This window comes from Amycolatopsis sp. NPDC045836 (assembly GCF_056431745.1).
This window is the reverse complement of the sequence record NZ_JBWKKF010000002.1, coordinates 266,672-282,562: the sequence shown is the minus strand read 5'-3', so window position 1 is coordinate 282,562 and position 15,891 is coordinate 266,672. Positions and strand designations below refer to the sequence as shown.

The following is a 15,891-nucleotide window of genomic DNA, read 5'->3' as shown; positions in this document are numbered from 1 at the left end:
AGTTGTCAGGTGGGGCGATTGCTGGCGTAGGCGTTCAAGGCGGCCAGCTGGGCCGGGTCCAGGGACGGGCGGACGGCACCGCGGGCCTGCTCCAGGTGGGCGGCGGTGACCTCGGTGGCGTCCAGCGACTCGCGCATGGCGGTGAGGGCGGCTTCCCGGATGAGGGCGGCGCAGTCCGCGGCGGAGTAGCGGTCCAAAGTGGACGCCAGCGCCTCGAGGTCCACGTCGGCGGCCAGCGGGGTGTTCTTCGAGCTGGCCCGCAGGATGGCGGCTCGGGCACCGGCGTCGGGCGGGGGGACGTAGACGAGGCGTTCCAGGCGGCCGGGGCGGAGCAGCGCCGGGTCGACCAGCTCCGGGCGGTTCGTCGCGCCGAGCACCACGACCTCCCGCATCGGCTCCACGCCGTCCAGCTCCGTCAGCAGCGCGGCGACCACCCGGTCCGACACCCCCGAGTCGCTGGACTGCCCGCGTCGTGGTGCCAGTGCGTCGATCTCGTCCAGGAACACCAGTGACGGCGCGGCTTCGGCGGCCCGCCGGAACAGCTCCCGCACCGCCCGCTCCGACTCGCCGACCCACTTGTCCATCAGCTCGGCGCCCTTGACCGCGAACACGTTCAGCGCCCCGGTACCGGCGAGCGCCCGCACCAGGAAGGTCTTGCCACCACCCGGCGGCCCGTACAGCAGCACGCCCCGCGGGGGCGCGACACCGAGGCGGGCGAAGGAATCCGGGTAGCGCAGCGGCCACAGCACCGTCTCGGTGAGCGACTGCTTCACCTCGGCCATGTCCCCGACGTCCTCCAGCGTCAGCCCGCCGGTGGCCAGGTTGTCCGAAGTGGACATCGAGATCGGCCGCACGCTGGTGACCGCGTCGAGCAGGTCCTGCGCGCCGATCACCGGCTCGTCGGTGTCCCGCTGCCGCAGCGCGGCCCGCAACGCGGCCTCGCGGCGCAACGCGATCAGGTCCGCGGCGACAAAACCCGGGGTGCGCTCGGCGATCGCGCCGAGCTCCACGTCCCCGTCGAGCGGCACGTCGTGCAGCAGGATGCGCAGCAGCTCCGTGCGCACCTTGGCGTCCGGCAGCGCCAGCGACAGCTCCCGGTCGAGCAGGTCACCGGCCCGCAGCCGCGGGTCGACGGCCTCCGGGTGCGCCGTCGTGGCGACCAGCGCCACGTCGGGCCGGGCGAGCGCGCCGCGCAACTGCTCCAGCAGCACGGTGGCCACCGGTGGCGGGGAAGACGCGGGCAGCAGCGTGTCGATGTCGGTGATCAGCAGCACGGCCGGGGTGGGCCCACCGGCGGTGCGCTCGATCGCCTCGTTCAGCCGGGCCGCCGCCGCGTTCGCTTCCAGCACGGCGATGTTCGGCGCGGCCAGGGTGACCACGCGCACCTGTTCGGCCTGCCCGACCGAGCGCACCAGCGTGGTCTTGCCGACGCCCTCCGGCCCGGAGACCAGCACGCCGAGCCGGGCGGAGGTGCCCAGTTTCGCCAGCAGTTCGGGACGGCGGAAGGCGAGTTCGAACCACTCGGCCAGCCGCCGGGCGCACGCCGCCGCACCGGCCAGGTCGGCGATCGGCGGCACCGGCTCCTCGTCGGCCTCCTCGACCACCTCGGCGTCGATGAAGTCGTCCACAGTGGACTGCGGGGCGGCCGTGGCCACGGTCATCGCGGTGCCGGGGGCGGAGGACCCCGCCGGCGGCGGCGGCACCGCGTCGCCGGTGCGCGCCCCGTCCCGCCAGGCGACCACAGTGGACGGTCCGACCGCAACCGGACCGGATGGCTCGGCGGCGGTGACGGTCAGCAGTTCGCTGGTCCACGTGCCGCCGATGGCGTTGGACAGCTTGCTGCGCACCGCGGACACGTCCGCGCCGGGCGGCGGCGCGAGGTCCTGCGGCAGCAGGGAAACCGCGTCCCCGACGGTGAGCACCTTGCCGATCAGCGCCAGCCGCACGGTGGCGGGCGGCAGCGAGGCGCTGGCCAGCCGCGAACCGGCGACGGTGACCGACCGGGCGGCGGCCACCTCGGCCGGGGCCACCACCACCTCCGCGCCCTCGGTCACCCCGAGGTTCGACATGGTCACGTCGTCGACCAGCACCACCCCGGGCGGACCGTCGCCGTCGGACGGTGCGGCCAGCGCCGCGCTCACGCGCGCCCCGGTCAGGTGCACCGCGTCCCAGGCCCGCAGGCCCAGCGCGTCGAGCACCTCCGGGTGCAGGCGGACCACCCCGCGCCGGGTGTCGGTGGCGGACGGGCTGTGGCGGACGGTCAGCGTGATCTGCGGCGAACTCACGCCACGAACCCTAGTCGGCCCGGCCCGGTCCGCGCCTCAACCCGAGGCTGCGCCAGCTGCGCCCGCGATCCCGGCGACGGCCGCGCGGGCCCCCGCCGGGCTCGTGCCCGCCGTTGCGGCGCACGGCGCGGCGTGCGGCCCCGGCCACCCGCCGCCGCAGCGGCCGCCGCAGGCCGAGCCGCCGCGCGCTGCGGGCCCGGCGGATCGCCCGGCGTTCGCGGGGCGGCACGCTCCAGGCTTCGGGGTGCCGGGCCAGCCAGCGGTAGCGGCGCACCGCGTAGGGCACGTGCACCAGGTACAGCAGCAGCGCGATGGCCAGCGCGAGCAGCGGGTACAGGATGATCATCGCGGCCAGCACGCCGACCAGCACCAGCAGCGGGCCGACCGCCTTCGGGGCCACCTTGACCGTCTTGAGCGACAGCGTGGGGATCCGGCTGATCGCCAGCGCGGCCACCGCGACCGTCCAGCCCAGCACCACCGGCTGCGCGGTCCACCAGCCCTCGCCGAACTGCAGGGTGATGGTCAGCGGCAGCAGCACCAGCAGCCCACCGGCGGGGGCGGGCACGCCGACGAAGAATTCGGCCGCGTACGGCGGCTGCTCGGTGTCGTCGAGCAGGGTGTTGAACCGCGCCAGGCGCAGGATCATGCACACCGCGAAGACCAGCGCCGCCAGCCAGCCGATGCGCTCGCCGTCGGCGTGCCAGACGTAGAGCACCAGCGCCGGGGCCACGCCGAAGGAGATGCCGTCGGCCAGGGAGTCCAGCTCGGCACCCATCTTGGAGGTGGCGTCGAGCAGCCGGGCGATGCGGCCGTCGAGGCTGTCCAGCACCGCGGCGATGCCGATCGAGGCGATCGCCATCGCGTGGTTGCCGGTCAGCGCGAACTGCACGGCGGACAGCCCGGCGCACAGCGCCAGCACGGTGATCGCGTTCGGCAGCAGCCGAACCCCCGGATTGGTCCGGACGGTCACGGGAGTTCGGCGAGGACCGTCTCGCCGCCGATCGTGCGCTGGCCCTTGCTCACCAGCACCCGGCTGCCCGGCGGCAGGTAGGTGTCCACCCGCGAGCCGAAGCGGATCAGCCCGTAGGTGTCGCCGGCGGTGACCTTCTCGCCGTCGCCGACCTCGCACAGGATCCGGCGGGCGACCAGCCCGGCGATCTGGGTGACGACCAGTTCGTGGCCGTACTCGGTGCGCAGCAGCAGGGAGTTGCGCTCGTTGTCGTCGCTGGCCTTGTCCAGGTCGGCGGAGAGGAACTTGCCCGGCCGGTACGCGACCTTCTCCACCACACCGGTGGCGGGCACGCGCTGGACGTGCACGTCGAACACGGACAGGAACACGCTCACCCGCATCCGCGGCTCGGCGGGCAGGCCCAGCTCCGGCGGCGGGGTGGCTTCCTCGATCAGCGACACCAGGCCGTCGGCCGCGGCCAGCGCGAGCCCGGAGCGGGCCGGCGGGACGCGGGCCGGCTCGCGGAAGAACGCGGCGGTGGCCACCGTGCCCAGCCCGGCGAGCAGGCCGAGCGGCTTGGAGAAGCGGCGCAGCACCAGGGTCGCGGCGAGCCCGCCGAGCACGAACGGGCGCCCGGCCCGGTGCATCGGCGGCACGGTCTCCCGCGCCAAGGTCAGCGCGTGCTTGATCGGGTTGGCTGGGACGTTGCTGCCAGCGCTCATCTCTGCTGAATCCCCGGGGTCGTGGTCGGCGGGGCGGTTCGCCCGCGCGAATGGTGTGGCCACGCTACCGCCCGAGTCGGTCCGGCCGGTTACCGACCGGGTACGTGCACCCCCCGACGAGTGCACGCGCCCGGTACCACCGGCTGAATACCCGCGGAAGCCGGATTGTATTCCACGCAGTGGCAGTATGGACACCCTTGGTGCGGGGTCGATGACCGAAAGTCACAGCAGGAGGACGTTCACCTCGGCGCCCTGGGGGGCTTCCGTGACGTCCTCCGGCAGCACGATCAGGCAGTTCGCCTGGGCGAAGGCGGCCAGCAGGTGCGAACCCGGGCCACCGCGCGGGCCGACCTCGCCGGTCACCTCGCCGTCGTGGTGGGAGTAGAAGCCCCGCCGGAACTGGGCTTTCCCAGCCGGTGAACGCAGCGGCTCGGTCAGCTTCGCGCGCACCCTCGGACGGTCCACAATGGAGTGCCCCATCGCGGCGAGCACCGCCGGCCGGACGAAGACCTCGAAGGAGACCAGGCTGCTCACCGGATTCCCGGGCAGGGTGAACACCGGCACCCCGTGCCACCGGCCGAGCCCCTGCGGCCCGCCCGGCTGCATCGCCACCTTCCGGAATTCGACGCCCGCGCCGGTCAGCGCGTCCTTGACCACCTCGTAGGCACCCGCGCTCACCCCGCCCGAGGTGATCAGCAGGTCCGCCGAGGCCAGCCGCGGTTCGATCACCGCGCGGAACTCGGCCACGTCGTCGACCACGCTGCGGATGGTCTCCACCTCGCAGCCGAGCGCCCGCAGCGCCGCGACCAGCATCACGCTGTTCGACTCGTAGATCTGCCCGTGCTTCAACGGCGCGGGTGCGGTGACCAGTTCGGTCCCGGTGGACACCACGAGCACCCGCGGCGGGGTGAACACCGCGAGCGCGTCCAGGCCGACCGCCGCCGCGAGGCCGATCTGCGCCGGGCCCAGCAGGGTGCCGCGGGTCAGCGCCACCGTGCCCCGCTGCACGTCCTCGCCGGTGCGGCGCAGGTGGTTGCCCGGTGGCACGGCGGCGAACACGCGCACGGTTTCCGCGCCGCCGTCGGTCTTCTCCACCATCACCACGGTGTCGGCGCCGGGCGGCACCGGCGCGCCGGTCATGATCCGGTGCGCGGTGCCGGGGCGCAGCGGTGGCGAATCCACCCGGCCGGCCGGGATGTCCTCGGCGACCGGCAGTTCGACCGGGTTGTCCTCGCTCGCCCCGGCCACGTCGACCGCCCGCACCGCGTAGCCGTCCATCGCGGAGTTGTCGAACGGCGGCAGCGAGACGCCTGCCGTGACGTCCTCGGCGAGGATCAGCCCAGCGCAGTCGGCCAGTGGCAGCCGCACGGCGGGCCTCGGGCCGAGCAGTGCGGTCACTTCGGCGCGGTGATGTTCGACGGAGATCACGCGGACCATCCTCCCCGCAGGCGCCCGTCGTGCAAGACTCTCCCCGCCGCACGGCGAATCAGCTGATGTCACGGAGGGGTTCCATGCAGGTCAATGTCCGCCAGCAACCGTCGTTCGCGGTGGCCAGGCTGATGCTCGCCCCCGGCGAGCCCGCCCAGGTCGAAGCCGGCGCGATGATGGCCACCAGCTACGGCGTGCAGGTCCAGTCCAAGGCGCAGGGCGGCATCATGAAGGGCCTCGGCCGGGCCTTCCTCTCCGGCGAGTCCTTCTTCATCTCCACCTTCACCGCCCCGCAGAACGGCGGCTGGGTGGACGTGGCGGCCAACCTGCCCGGCGACATCCAGGTGATCAACCTCGACGGCCGCACCGGCTGGTGCGTCACCAAGGGGTCCTGGCTGGCCTCCTCGCACGCGGTGACCACGGAGACCCGCTGGGGCGGCTTCGGCAACCTGGTCGGCGGCGAGGGCGGTTTCCTCACCCACGCGCACGGCCAGGGCCAGCTGGTGGTGGCCTGCTACGGCGCGCTGGAGACGGTCACCCTGCAGCCGGGCGAAGTGGTCACCATCGACTCCGGGCACGTGGTCGCCTACGCCGACACCGTGCAGACGCAGACCCGCAAGGTGGCCACCGGCATCATGCAGTCGATCAAGAGCGGGGAGGGCCTGGTGTTCGACTTCGCCGGACCGGGGCAGGTGCTCACCCAGACCAGGAACCCCTCGGCGCTGGCGGCTTGGGTCGTCGCCCAGGTGCCGCAGCGGTAAGGCGCGGACATGCGGGTGCACACGCGGCACACGCCCGCCTTCGGGGTCGCCAGGGTGGTGCTGGGGCCGGGCGAAGCCGTGCAGGCGGCCGCGGAATCGTTGCTGGCCAGCAGTTTCGGCGTGGCGCCCAGCGCGCCGTCGCGCAAGGGCGGCCCGGTGGTGTTCACCGCGCCCGCCGAGGGCGGCTGGGTCGACCTGGCGCCGAAGCGGGCCGGTGACGTCTACCCGCTGGAGTTCGACGGCACGCAGGGCTGGTCGGTGGCCAAGGACGCGGTGCTGGCCCGGCCCGCCGGGGTCCGGCGGGACCAGCACTGGCCCGCGTTGCAGTCGTTGTTCGGCGGTGACAGCGGTTTCCTCGACCACTACGGCGGGGTCGGCCCGCTGATCCTCGGCTGCGCCGGTCCGGTCGAGGTGTTCAGCCTCGACCCCGGCGAGATCGTCACGGTGACGCCCGGTTTCCTGGTGGCCTACCCGGACGGCGTGCAGGTGCGGCTGCGTGCGGTCGACCCGTCCGGACCGCAGTCGGTGCGCACCGGCGAGGGGCTCGCCCTCGATTTCGCCGGCCCCGGCCGGGTGCTGGTGCAGGCCCGCAGCGCGGTGTGATTTTGCGACGAATTGACCATTGCCGGGCCCCGTTGTTCCGGTAGCGTGATTTCACCTCACCCTTCGCTTCGGCGCGTGGCACAAGGAGGACGGGCGTGGCGGTCGGCACGGTCAAGTGGTTCAACTCGGAAAAGGGCTACGGCTTCATCGAGTGCTCGGACGGTCCCGATGTGTTCGTGCACTACTCGGCGATCCAGGCCGACGGCTTCCGCACCCTGGACGAGGGTGACCGGGTCGAGTTCGAGGTGCAGTCGGGCCGGGACGGCCGCAGCCAGGCGGCCGACGTGCGCAAGGTCTCCTGAGCCCCTTTCACCTGGTGAAAACCGCCGAGACGCCGAACCGGGAGCGGCTCGGCCCGGCCGGGCATTAGGCTGCACGGCGTGACAGGCGATGTGTCGGGGGACCTCACCGGTCGCCGGCTGGGCAACTACCGCATCGACGGGGTGCTCGGCAAGGGCGGCATGAGCGTGATGTACCGGGCCACCGACGTGCGACTGGGTCGCAAGGTGGCGTTGAAGGTGATCGGCGAGCACCTCGGCGCCGACGCCGAGTTCCGCGAGCGGTTCGTGGACGAGGCACGCAGCACCTCGGCGATCGACCACGCGAACGTCGTGCCGCTGTACGACTTCGGCGAACTCGACGGCATGCTCTACATCGCCATGCGCCTGGTCGACGGCAAGGACCTCGCCGGGCTGATCAACGGCGCGCCGATGGTCCCCGACCGCGCGCTCGGCCTGCTCGAACAGGTCGCCGACGCACTGGACACGCTGCACGAGCGCGGTCTGGTGCACCTCGACGTCAAACCGGCGAACGTGCTGGTCACCAGCCGCGAATCGGCCCGCGAGCACGTCTACGTCGCCGACTTCGGGCTGACCAGGCGGGGCGCCACCGGGCACCGGACCCGCGGCGGCGACTTCCTCGGCTCGCCCACCTACGCCGCGCCGGAGCACCTGCGCGGGGAACCGCTGGACGGGCGCACCGACCAGTACGCGCTGGCCTGCGTGCTCTACGCCTGCCTGACCGGCAGCCCGCCGTTCAAGGGCGACGTGCCCGCGGTGATCAAGGGGCACCTGCAGGGCGAACCGCCGTCGGTGTCGCGGGTGGTCGCGTTGCCGCCCGCCATCGACGAGGTGGTCCGCAAGGGCATGGCGAAGAGCGCCGGCGACCGCTACGGCAGCTGCGTCGAGCTCATCGCCGCCGCCCGCCGGGCGCTGGAGCACGCGCAGCCCGGCCCGCCGTCCCACCCGGTGCCGGTCGGCCCGCCGTCGGCCCCGCAACCGGTTGCCGTCAGCTCGGCGGCCCAGCAGAGCGCACCCCAACAGCGACCACAGGGCGAGGGGGCCCGGATGCACCCGTACGGACAGGGCGGTCCTCAGCAACCGCCGCAGCAGCAACCGCCGCCCGGCTACGGGCCACCCCAGGGCGTGCCGCCGGGGTCACCCCCGCCGGGCATGCCGCCGCCGGGCCTGCCCTACGGCGCGCCGCCACCGGGTTACGGCGGCCCGCCACCCGGGATGCCGCCGCAGGGCCTGCCCCCGCAGGGTCCCCCGCCCGGGTACGGTCCGCCGCCCGGCGACCCGATGCGGTTGCGGCCGCCGTCGCCCGCGGGCATGTCCCCGTGGGAGGAGAAGAAGAGCAGCAAGGCGTGGCTGGTCTGGCTGCTCGTGGGCCTGGTCGTGGTGGCCGGTGGCATCGTCCTCGTCCTGGTGCTGACCAGCGGTGACGACAGCACCGGCGGGGAAGCGCCGACCGATCGCGGCACCAACCAGCCCGCCCCGTCCATCCCGGTCGGCGAGGGCCCGGCCACCGGCGAGCCGGGGGAGACCGGCGGCAACCGGCCGCCGCCCACTTCCATCCCGATCAAGCCGGGCGGCTGAGCAGGGCTTCTTGCACTCGCCCCGGGAGAGTGCTAAACAGGCATTAGCACTCGGGATGCCTGAGTGCCAGCCGGGTGGTCACACGACCGCCCGTCTGCGAGGTCGGGACGGTGAGGCCGGGCCGGGAAACCGAGCCGGTCGTCCGTCGCGGGCACCGAACCTGGCCGAGGAAGTGTTCCTGCCGCCCCCCGCGTGAGGCGGCGGCGCCCAATACCGGAGGACCACACCGCAATGGCCAAACTGATCGCGTTCGACGAGGACGCCCGCCGCGGTCTCGAGCGCGGCCTGAACACCCTCGCCGAAGCCGTCAAGGTGACGCTCGGCCCGCGTGGCCGCAACGTCGTGCTCGAAAAGAAGTGGGGCGCGCCGACGATCACCAACGACGGTGTCTCCATCGCCAAGGAGATCGAGCTCGAGGACCCGTGGGAGAAGATCGGGGCCGAACTCGTCAAGGAAGTTGCCAAGAAGACCGACGACGTCGCGGGTGACGGCACCACCACCGCCACCGTGCTCGCCCAGGCCCTCGTCCGCGAGGGGCTGCGCAACGTGGCCGCCGGTGCCGACCCGATCAGCCTCAAGCGCGGCATCGAGCAGGCCGTCGAGGCCGTCATCGAGCAGCTGCACAAGGCCGCCAAGGACGTCGAGACCAAGGAGCAGATCGCCGCGACTGCTTCCATCTCGGCCGCCGACCGCACCATCGGTGAGCTGATCGCCGAGGCGCTGGACAAGGTCGGCAAGGAAGGTGTCGTCACCGTCGAGGAGTCGAACACCTTCGGGCTCGAGCTCGAGCTGACCGAGGGTATGCGCTTCGACAAGGGCTACATCTCCGGTTACTTCGTGACCGACGCCGAGCGCCAGGAAGCCGAGCTGGAGGACCCGTACGTCCTGCTCTACGGCTCCAAGATCTCCAACGTCAAGGACGTGCTGCCGCTGCTGGAGAAGGTCATCCAGTCCGGCAAGCCGCTGCTGATCATCGCCGAGGACGTCGAGGGCGAGGCCCTGGCCACCCTGGTCGTCAACAAGATCCGCGGCACCTTCAAGTCCGTGGCCGTCAAGGCCCCCGGCTTCGGTGACCGCCGCAAGGCCATCCTGCAGGACATCGCGATCCTGACCGGTGGCCAGGTGATCTCGGAGGACGTCGGCCTCAAGCTGGAGAACGCCGACCTGTCGCTGCTGGGCCGCGCCCGCAAGGCGGTCATCACCAAGGACGAGACGACCATCGTCGAGGGTGCCGGTGACGCCGACCAGATCCAGGGTCGCGTGAACCAGATCCGCGCCGAGATCGAGAACTCGGACTCGGACTACGACCGCGAGAAGCTGCAGGAGCGGCTGGCCAAGCTGGCCGGCGGCGTGGCCGTGATCAAGGCCGGTGCCGCCACCGAGGTCGAGCTGAAGGAGCGCAAGCACCGCATCGAGGACGCGGTGCGCAACGCCAAGGCCGCCGTCGAAGAGGGCATCGTCGCCGGTGGTGGCGTCGCGCTGCTGCAGGCCGCCGAGGCCGCCTTCGCGGGCCTGAAGCTCGAGGGCGACGAGGCGACCGGCGCGAACATCGTCAAGGTCGCCGTCGAGGCTCCGCTCAAGCAGATCGCGATCAACGCCGGCCTCGAGGGCGGCGTTGTGGTGGAGAAGGTCAAGGGCCTGCCGCAGGGCCACGGCCTGAACGCCGCCACGGGTGTCTACGAGGACCTGCTCGCCGCCGGCGTGCCGGACCCGACCAAGGTCACCCGCTCCGCGCTGCAGAACGCCGCCTCCATCGCGGCGCTGTTCCTGACCACCGAGGCTGTCGTCGCGGACAAGCCGGAGAAGGCCGCTGCCGCTCCGGCCGACCCGTCCGGCGGCATGGGTGGCATGGACTTCTGAGTCCAGCCAAGCGCTAGTCCCGAAGGCCCGGTCCACGCTCCGCGTGGGCCGGGCTTTTCGCTTGCCAGGACCGGCTCCGCCCCGTCACCGCAGCCGCCCACCACAACCGGCGGCCCACCTCCCCAACCGCAGCGGAAGTACCCCCGCCCCCAGGCCAGCCGCAGCCGGGTCCCACCCAGCAACCGGCCGCCCACCTCCACCCGCCAACCGCCGCCGGGCCACGCCGCGGAAGAACTGCCCAACCTCCCAAGCCCGGCGGCCGCCGGGCCACGCAGCGGAAAGTGCGCCCAGCCCCACTCACCGGCCGCAGCCGGGCCCGCACAGCAGGACCAGCCACCCCGTCCTCAACCGGACCCGGGCTGGGCAACAGGAGCACCGCCCAGACCCCCCCACCCCGCCCCGGTCCACAGCCAAAAACACGGCCTTCGCCGTAGTCACACTGAAAAGCCGGGGCGGGCACCCCACCGATCAAGCCGTGTCCTCCGGCATCAGCACCCAGCACGCCCCGTAGATCAGCACCGGCGTCCCCACCCCGAAGACGGTGGCGGCGACCAGCAGGATGCGCAGGATCGCGGCGTCCACGCCGAGCACGCGCGCCCAGCCGCCGCACACGCCGGCCACCATCTTGTCGGTCGAGCTGCGGCGGAGCTTCTTGGTCTCCGGCTGGTACACGTTGTTCGTCATGCGTCCATGGTGGAAGAACGCCGGCGCGCCGACATCAGGGAACAGCCCTGGCCCGACCCGGAACCGGCGACCCCGAGATGTGGTTGGCTCCGGATATGACGGTTCGGAAAACGGCGCTCTGGCTGGTCGCGCTGGCCCTGCTCGGCATGGGCACGGCGAGCGCGGCAGCCCCCGCAGGCCACTCCCGCAGCGACCTCGACCGCGTGCTCGCCCGCGGTGAGGTGAAGGTGTGCAGCACCGGCGACTACCGCCCGTTCACCCACCGCGACCCGGCCACCGGCCGGTGGAGCGGTATCGACGTCGACATGGCGGGGGACCTCGCCGACCGCCTCGGGGTGCGGCTCACCCTCGTGCCCACCACCTGGAAGACGCTGGTCGACGACCTCGGCCGCACCTGCGACCTGGCCATGGGCGGCATCTCCATCACCCTCGACCGGGCCAAGCGCGCCTTCTACACCGCGGCCTACGTCGAGGACGGCAAAACCCCGATCACCCGCTGCGAGAACGCCGGCCGCTTCCAGACGCTCGAGCAGATCGACCAGCCGGGTGTGCGCGCCGTGGTCAACCCCGGCGGGACGAACGAGCAGTTCGCCGACGCCAACCTCAAGCGGGCGACCATCGTGCGGCACCCGGACAACAACACCATCTTCACCGAGATCATCGAGGGCCGCGCCGACCTGATGATCACCGACGCGATCGAGACCCGCTGGCAGGCCAAGCAGCACCCGGAGCTGTGCTCGGTGCACCCCGACCAGCCGTTCACCTTCGCCGAGAAGGCGTACCTGCTGCCGCGCGGTGACGTGGTGCTGCAGGAGTGGGTGGACCAGTGGTTGCACCTGGCCCGCAACGACGGCACCTACGACCGGTTCGCCGCGCCCTGGATCGGCTGAACCCGCGCCAGCCGGTCGAGCCACCAGGCCCGCCGGGTGTCGTCGGCCCGGACCACCTCGAACCGGTCCGGCTCGGGCGCCCGGCGCGGCACCGGCAGGTAGCCGTCCACAGGGGACAGCGGGGTGGAGGTGACATCGTTGACCAGCAGCGCCGCCGTGCCGAGCCCGCAGGCGAACTCCAGTGACGGCAGGGCACCGGCCAGCGCGAGCCCGGCGGCCAGGCCGACGCTGCTCTCCACCGCCGAGGACACCACGCACGGCAGGCCGCACGCCTCGGCCACGCGCAGCGCCCGCCGGACTCCGCCGAGCGGCGCCACCTTGATCACCGCCACGTCGGCCGCACCGGCCACGGCCACCTTCAGCGGGTCCTCGGCCCGCCGGATCGACTCGTCGGCGGCGATCCGCACGTCCACCCGGCGCCGGACGGCGGCCAGCTCCTCGATCGTCCGGCACGGCTGCTCGGCGTACTCCAGCCCGCCCGCCGCGCGGTCGAGTTCGCGGATAGCGGACACCGCCTCGTCGACCGTCCACGCCGTGTTGGCGTCGACCCGGATCGCGCCGCCCGGTCCGAGCGCCGAGCGCACCGCGGCCACCCGGTCGCAGTCCTCGGCCAGCGTGGTGCCCTGGCCAGCCACTTTGACCTTCGCCGTCCGGCAGCCGGAGGCGGCGACCAGGTCGTGCGCGCGTTCCGGGGAGAGCACCGGCACCGTCGCGTTGACCGGGATCCGGTCGCGCACCGGCTCAGGCCAGCCACGATCACCGGCTTCCACCGCCGCGGCCAGCCATGGCACGCTCTCCGCGTCGGAGTACTCGGCGAACGGGCAGAACTCGCCCCAACCGGCTTCTCCTCGCAGGAGCACGCCTTCCCGGGTGGTGATACCGCGGAAGCGGTGGCGCATCGGCGCCGCGTAGACCAGGACCGACGACGGGGACGGGGAGGGCATGGACCACATGGTGGCAAACCGGGGACCGGCGCTCGAGTTCGGCGTGCTCGGCCCGGTCGAGGTGCGCGCGGGCGGGGCACCGGTGGCGGTCGGCGGCAGCAAACCGCTGATCGTGCTGGCCGGGCTGCTGCTGCGGGCGAACCGGGTGGTCTCGGTCGAGGAACTGTCGTGGTGGCTGTGGGACAGCGACGAGTCGCGCTGGTCGAAGGGGGCGTTGCAGACCTACGTGCTGCGGGTGCGCCGCGCGCTGGGCGAGCACGCCCGCATCCGCACCGAACGCGGCGGGTACGTGCTGGAGGTGGCGCCGGAGGCGCTGGACCTCGGCCGGTTCCGGGCGCACGCCGAACTCGGCAGGCAGGCCGCCGAACGCGGGGAGCTGCGCCAGGCCGCGAACGCGTTCACCGAGGCGCTGGCGCAGTGGCGCGGGCCCGCCTTGTCCAATGTGGACTCCGATGCGCTGGTCCGCGACGAACTCGGCCAGCTCGAGGACGAACGGCTCGGCGTGCGCGAGCAGTGGGCCGAGGTGATGCTGGGGCTCGGTGAGCACCACGCCGTCGTGCGCCAGCTGATCGCGCCGGCCAGGGCGAACCCGCTGCGGGAACGCCTGCACGAGCAGCTCATGCTGGCGCTGCACCGGTCCGGGCGGCAGGCCGACGCGCTGGCCGTGTACCGCTCGATCAGCACCGCGCTGACCGAGGAACTCGGGCTGGAACCCGGTCCGTCGCTGCGGCGGGTGCACCAGGCCGTGCTCGCCGGTGAACCGGGCTCGCACACCCGCCAGCGCGGCGAAACGCTGGTGCCGCGCCAGCTGCCCGGTGACTTCGCCGGGTTCATCGGCCGCCACCAGGCGCTGGTCAGGCTCCGCGAACTCGTGCGGGCCGGATCGGCGCCGATCGCGTCGATCGAGGGCATGGGCGGGGTCGGCAAGACCACGCTGGCCGTCCACTTCGCGCACGAGGTCGCCGACCGCTACCCCGGCGGCCAGCTCTACACCGACCTGCGTGGTTACGGCCCCGGCACACCGCTCGAACCGGCGGCCGCGCTGGAGATGATGCTGGGGGCGATGGGGGTGCCCGCCGACGACCTGCCCGCCGGACTGGCCGAGCGGTCGGCGTTGTGGCGCACGCACACGGCGAGCCGCCGGGTGCTGGTGCTGCTGGACAACGCCGGCAGCACCGAGCAGGTGCGCCCGCTGCTGCCCGGTGCCGGCAGCCTGGTGCTGGTGACCAGCCGGTCGCGGCTGCGGTCGATGGCCGCGGTGCACGGCGCCCGCCGCATCCCGCTGGAGGAACTGCCGGTCGCGGACGCGATCGAGTTGCTCGCGGGCATCGTCGGCCACGGTGCGGTGCGGGCCGATCCGATCGCCGCGCGGGAGTTCGTCGCGCGCTGCGGCCGGTTGCCGCTGGCCATCCGGATCCTGGCGGTGCGGGCGGCGCAGTTCCCCGAGGTGCCCCTGGCCGACTTCGTCGCCGACTTCGACCGCGAGCAGGACAAGCTCGACTCGTTCGACCTCAACGACGGTGACGAAACCGATCTGCGGGCCGTGTTCGCCCGCTCCTACCACGCGCTGGACGAATCGTGCGCCCGCCTGCTGCGCCTGCTCGGGCTGCCGGAGGAGGAGCAGGACTTCACCGCCGCGTCGGCCGCCGCGCTCGCCGGGATCGGCCTGCGGGAAGCGCGGATGAACCTGGACCGGCTGGCGTCGGCGCACCTGATCGCCGAGCCGCGGCCGGGCCGGTACCAGTTCCACGACCTGATCCGCGAGTTCGCCGCGGACCTGTGCCGCCGCGTGGAGACCGAGGCCACCCGCACCGCCGCGCTGAACCGACTGCTGAGCTGGGCGATCGACAGCGCGCTCGACGCCGCCGGTCACCTCCGGCCCGGCCGCCGGTACGACCTCATCCCGGCCCGCGGCCTGGTCCCGCACGAGACCTTCCCGGACCGCGCGTCCGCGTTGGCCTGGCACGACGCCGAGGTCGGCAACCTCGCCGCGCTGGTCCGGCTGGCGAACCGGATCGGCGCGCACGACCAGGCGTGGCAACTGGCCTGGGTGCTCCAGTCCTACTTCGTCGTCCGCACCCCGTTGCACACCTGGAAGGCGGTGTTCGACGTGGCGCTGGCGTCCGCGGAGACCTGCGGTGACCGGCGCGGGCAGGCGGGCATCCTGAGCGGGCTCGGCGTGCTGCACGGGGTGGCGCGGGAGGAGCCGGAGGCCATCCGCTACCTGCTGCGGGTGCTCGAAATCCAGCGGGAGATCGGGGACCGCGAGGGCGAGGCGCGGGTGCAGTACAACCTGTCGATGGCCTACCAGAACACCGCCGAGCCGCACCGCTCGCTGGAGCACGGCGAAGAGGCCATCCGGCTGGCGCGTGAGCTGGGCGTGGCCTCGCTGGAGGCGAACAGCCTGCAGGCGATGGCTGACACGAACACCCACCTCGGCCGCCACGCCAGCGCGCTCGAACTGGTCGACGCCGCACTGGACATCTGGCAGCGGATCCAGGAGGCCGACAGCCAGCCGTTCCTGGTGCACAGCCGCGGCCGGGCGCTGCTCGGGCTCGGCCGCACCGAGGAGGGCATCGCCTGCGTGCGCCAGTCGATCGAGATGTTCACCGCGCGCGGCGAGCTGTACGAAGCGGGCGACGTGCTGGCCCAGCTCGGCACCGTCTACCTGCACCTCGGCGATCGGGAGGAGGCGCGGGCCCACTGGCTGCGGGCGGTGCACGTGCTGACCGAGAGCGGGCACCCGTTCGCCGAGGACGTGCGGGCCAAGCTCGCCGGGCTGGTCGGTACGGACATGCCCACGCGCTGACCCCCAGTAGTGCAGCGCGTGGACACTCCTCACCCGTACGTGTACTCAAGCGCATTCCGCTCACTGCGCGCTGACTCCT

13 protein-coding genes are annotated in these 15,891 nt (G+C 73.0%); 7 read left to right on the top strand and 6 right to left on the bottom strand.

Features of this window, described 5'->3' with window-relative positions; all coding sequences use genetic code 11:
• Positions 1-5: 5 nt before the first annotated feature.
• The 4 genes from AC07EG_RS04105 to moeA all read right to left on the bottom strand — a co-directional run bounded on the left by AC07EG_RS04105 (position 6) and on the right by moeA (position 5,393).
• Positions 6-2,285, bottom strand: a complete 2,280-nt coding sequence (locus tag AC07EG_RS04105) for an AAA family ATPase (RefSeq protein ID WP_478251519.1) — start codon at positions 2,283-2,285, stop codon at positions 6-8.
• A 10-nt stretch (positions 2,286-2,295) separates the two neighbouring features.
• The gene (gene pssA, locus AC07EG_RS04100) at positions 2,296-3,255 is read right to left on the bottom strand and encodes a CDP-diacylglycerol--serine O-phosphatidyltransferase (RefSeq protein ID WP_478251518.1); all 960 of its coding nucleotides are present in this window, start codon (positions 3,253-3,255) and stop codon (positions 2,296-2,298) included.
• On the bottom strand, positions 3,252-3,956 hold the full coding sequence (locus AC07EG_RS04095; RefSeq protein ID WP_478251517.1) for a phosphatidylserine decarboxylase: 705 nt from the start codon (positions 3,954-3,956) through the stop codon (positions 3,252-3,254). Before AC07EG_RS04095 ends, pssA begins: the two co-directional genes overlap by 4 nt.
• A 222-nt stretch (positions 3,957-4,178) precedes the next feature.
• Positions 4,179-5,393: a molybdopterin molybdotransferase MoeA gene (gene moeA, locus AC07EG_RS04090; RefSeq protein WP_478251516.1), complete on the bottom strand. Its 1,215-nt coding sequence runs from the start codon at positions 5,391-5,393 to the stop codon at positions 4,179-4,181.
• Between the two features lie 74 nt (positions 5,394-5,467).
• On the opposite strand from moeA, the gene AC07EG_RS04085 reads away from it, so the two are divergent.
• From AC07EG_RS04085 to groL, 5 genes are all read left to right on the top strand, one after another.
• Positions 5,468-6,145, top strand: a complete 678-nt coding sequence (locus tag AC07EG_RS04085) for a TIGR00266 family protein (RefSeq protein WP_478251515.1) — start codon at positions 5,468-5,470, stop codon at positions 6,143-6,145.
• A gap of 9 nt (positions 6,146-6,154) precedes the next feature.
• Positions 6,155-6,748: an AIM24 family protein gene (locus AC07EG_RS04080; RefSeq protein WP_478251514.1), complete on the top strand. Its 594-nt coding sequence runs from the start codon at positions 6,155-6,157 to the stop codon at positions 6,746-6,748.
• Between the two features lie 95 nt (positions 6,749-6,843).
• The gene (locus AC07EG_RS04075; protein ID WP_113694765.1) at positions 6,844-7,050 is read left to right on the top strand and encodes a cold-shock protein; all 207 of its coding nucleotides are present in this window, start codon (positions 6,844-6,846) and stop codon (positions 7,048-7,050) included.
• Between the two features lie 78 nt (positions 7,051-7,128).
• Positions 7,129-8,625, top strand: coding sequence for a serine/threonine-protein kinase (locus tag AC07EG_RS04070; RefSeq protein WP_478251513.1), 1,497 nt, complete (start codon positions 7,129-7,131; stop codon positions 8,623-8,625).
• Between the two features lie 231 nt (positions 8,626-8,856).
• On the top strand, positions 8,857-10,485 hold the full coding sequence (gene groL, locus AC07EG_RS04065) for a chaperonin GroEL (protein ID WP_478251512.1): 1,629 nt from the start codon (positions 8,857-8,859) through the stop codon (positions 10,483-10,485).
• Positions 10,486-10,953: 468 nt separating this feature from the next.
• On the opposite strand, the gene AC07EG_RS04060 is transcribed toward groL, so the two are convergent.
• Entirely contained in the window at positions 10,954-11,169 is a 216-nt protein-coding gene (locus AC07EG_RS04060; RefSeq protein WP_478251511.1) for a PspC domain-containing protein, read from the bottom strand.
• Between the two features lie 95 nt (positions 11,170-11,264).
• Here AC07EG_RS04060 and AC07EG_RS04055 point away from each other — a divergent pair, with 95 nt between their 5' ends.
• Positions 11,265-12,059, top strand: a complete 795-nt coding sequence (locus AC07EG_RS04055) for a transporter substrate-binding domain-containing protein (protein ID WP_478251510.1) — start codon at positions 11,265-11,267, stop codon at positions 12,057-12,059.
• On the opposite strand, the gene AC07EG_RS04050 is transcribed toward AC07EG_RS04055, so the two are convergent.
• Positions 12,026-13,003: an o-succinylbenzoate synthase gene (locus AC07EG_RS04050; RefSeq protein ID WP_478251509.1), complete on the bottom strand. Its 978-nt coding sequence runs from the start codon at positions 13,001-13,003 to the stop codon at positions 12,026-12,028. The genes AC07EG_RS04055 and AC07EG_RS04050 overlap by 34 nt on opposite strands.
• Here AC07EG_RS04050 and AC07EG_RS04045 point away from each other — a divergent pair.
• Complete coding sequence (locus tag AC07EG_RS04045) at positions 13,002-15,812, top strand: AfsR/SARP family transcriptional regulator (protein WP_478251508.1); 2,811 nt, start codon at positions 13,002-13,004, stop codon at positions 15,810-15,812. The genes AC07EG_RS04050 and AC07EG_RS04045 overlap by 2 nt on opposite strands.
• Positions 15,813-15,891 lie beyond the last annotated feature (79 nt).

Bases quoted from the DNA above. Each gene is read 5' to 3' on its own strand.
- AC07EG_RS04095 (WP_478251517.1), bottom strand. From the start codon at position 3,956: ATGAGCGCTGGCAGCAACGTCCCAGCCAACCCGATCAAGCACGCGCTG.
- groL (WP_478251512.1), top strand. From the start codon at position 8,857: ATGGCCAAACTGATCGCGTTCGACGAGGACGCCCGCCGCGGTCTCGAG.
- AC07EG_RS04060 (WP_478251511.1), bottom strand. From the start codon at position 11,169: ATGACGAACAACGTGTACCAGCCGGAGACCAAGAAGCTCCGCCGCAGC.
- AC07EG_RS04085 (WP_478251515.1), top strand. From the start codon at position 5,468: ATGCAGGTCAATGTCCGCCAGCAACCGTCGTTCGCGGTGGCCAGGCTG.
- AC07EG_RS04080 (WP_478251514.1), top strand. From the start codon at position 6,155: ATGCGGGTGCACACGCGGCACACGCCCGCCTTCGGGGTCGCCAGGGTG.
- AC07EG_RS04055 (WP_478251510.1), top strand. From the start codon at position 11,265: ATGACGGTTCGGAAAACGGCGCTCTGGCTGGTCGCGCTGGCCCTGCTC.
- AC07EG_RS04050 (WP_478251509.1), bottom strand. From the start codon at position 13,003: ATGCCCTCCCCGTCCCCGTCGTCGGTCCTGGTCTACGCGGCGCCGATG.
- AC07EG_RS04045 (WP_478251508.1), top strand. From the start codon at position 13,002: ATGGACCACATGGTGGCAAACCGGGGACCGGCGCTCGAGTTCGGCGTG.
- moeA (WP_478251516.1), bottom strand. From the start codon at position 5,393: ATGGTCCGCGTGATCTCCGTCGAACATCACCGCGCCGAAGTGACCGCA.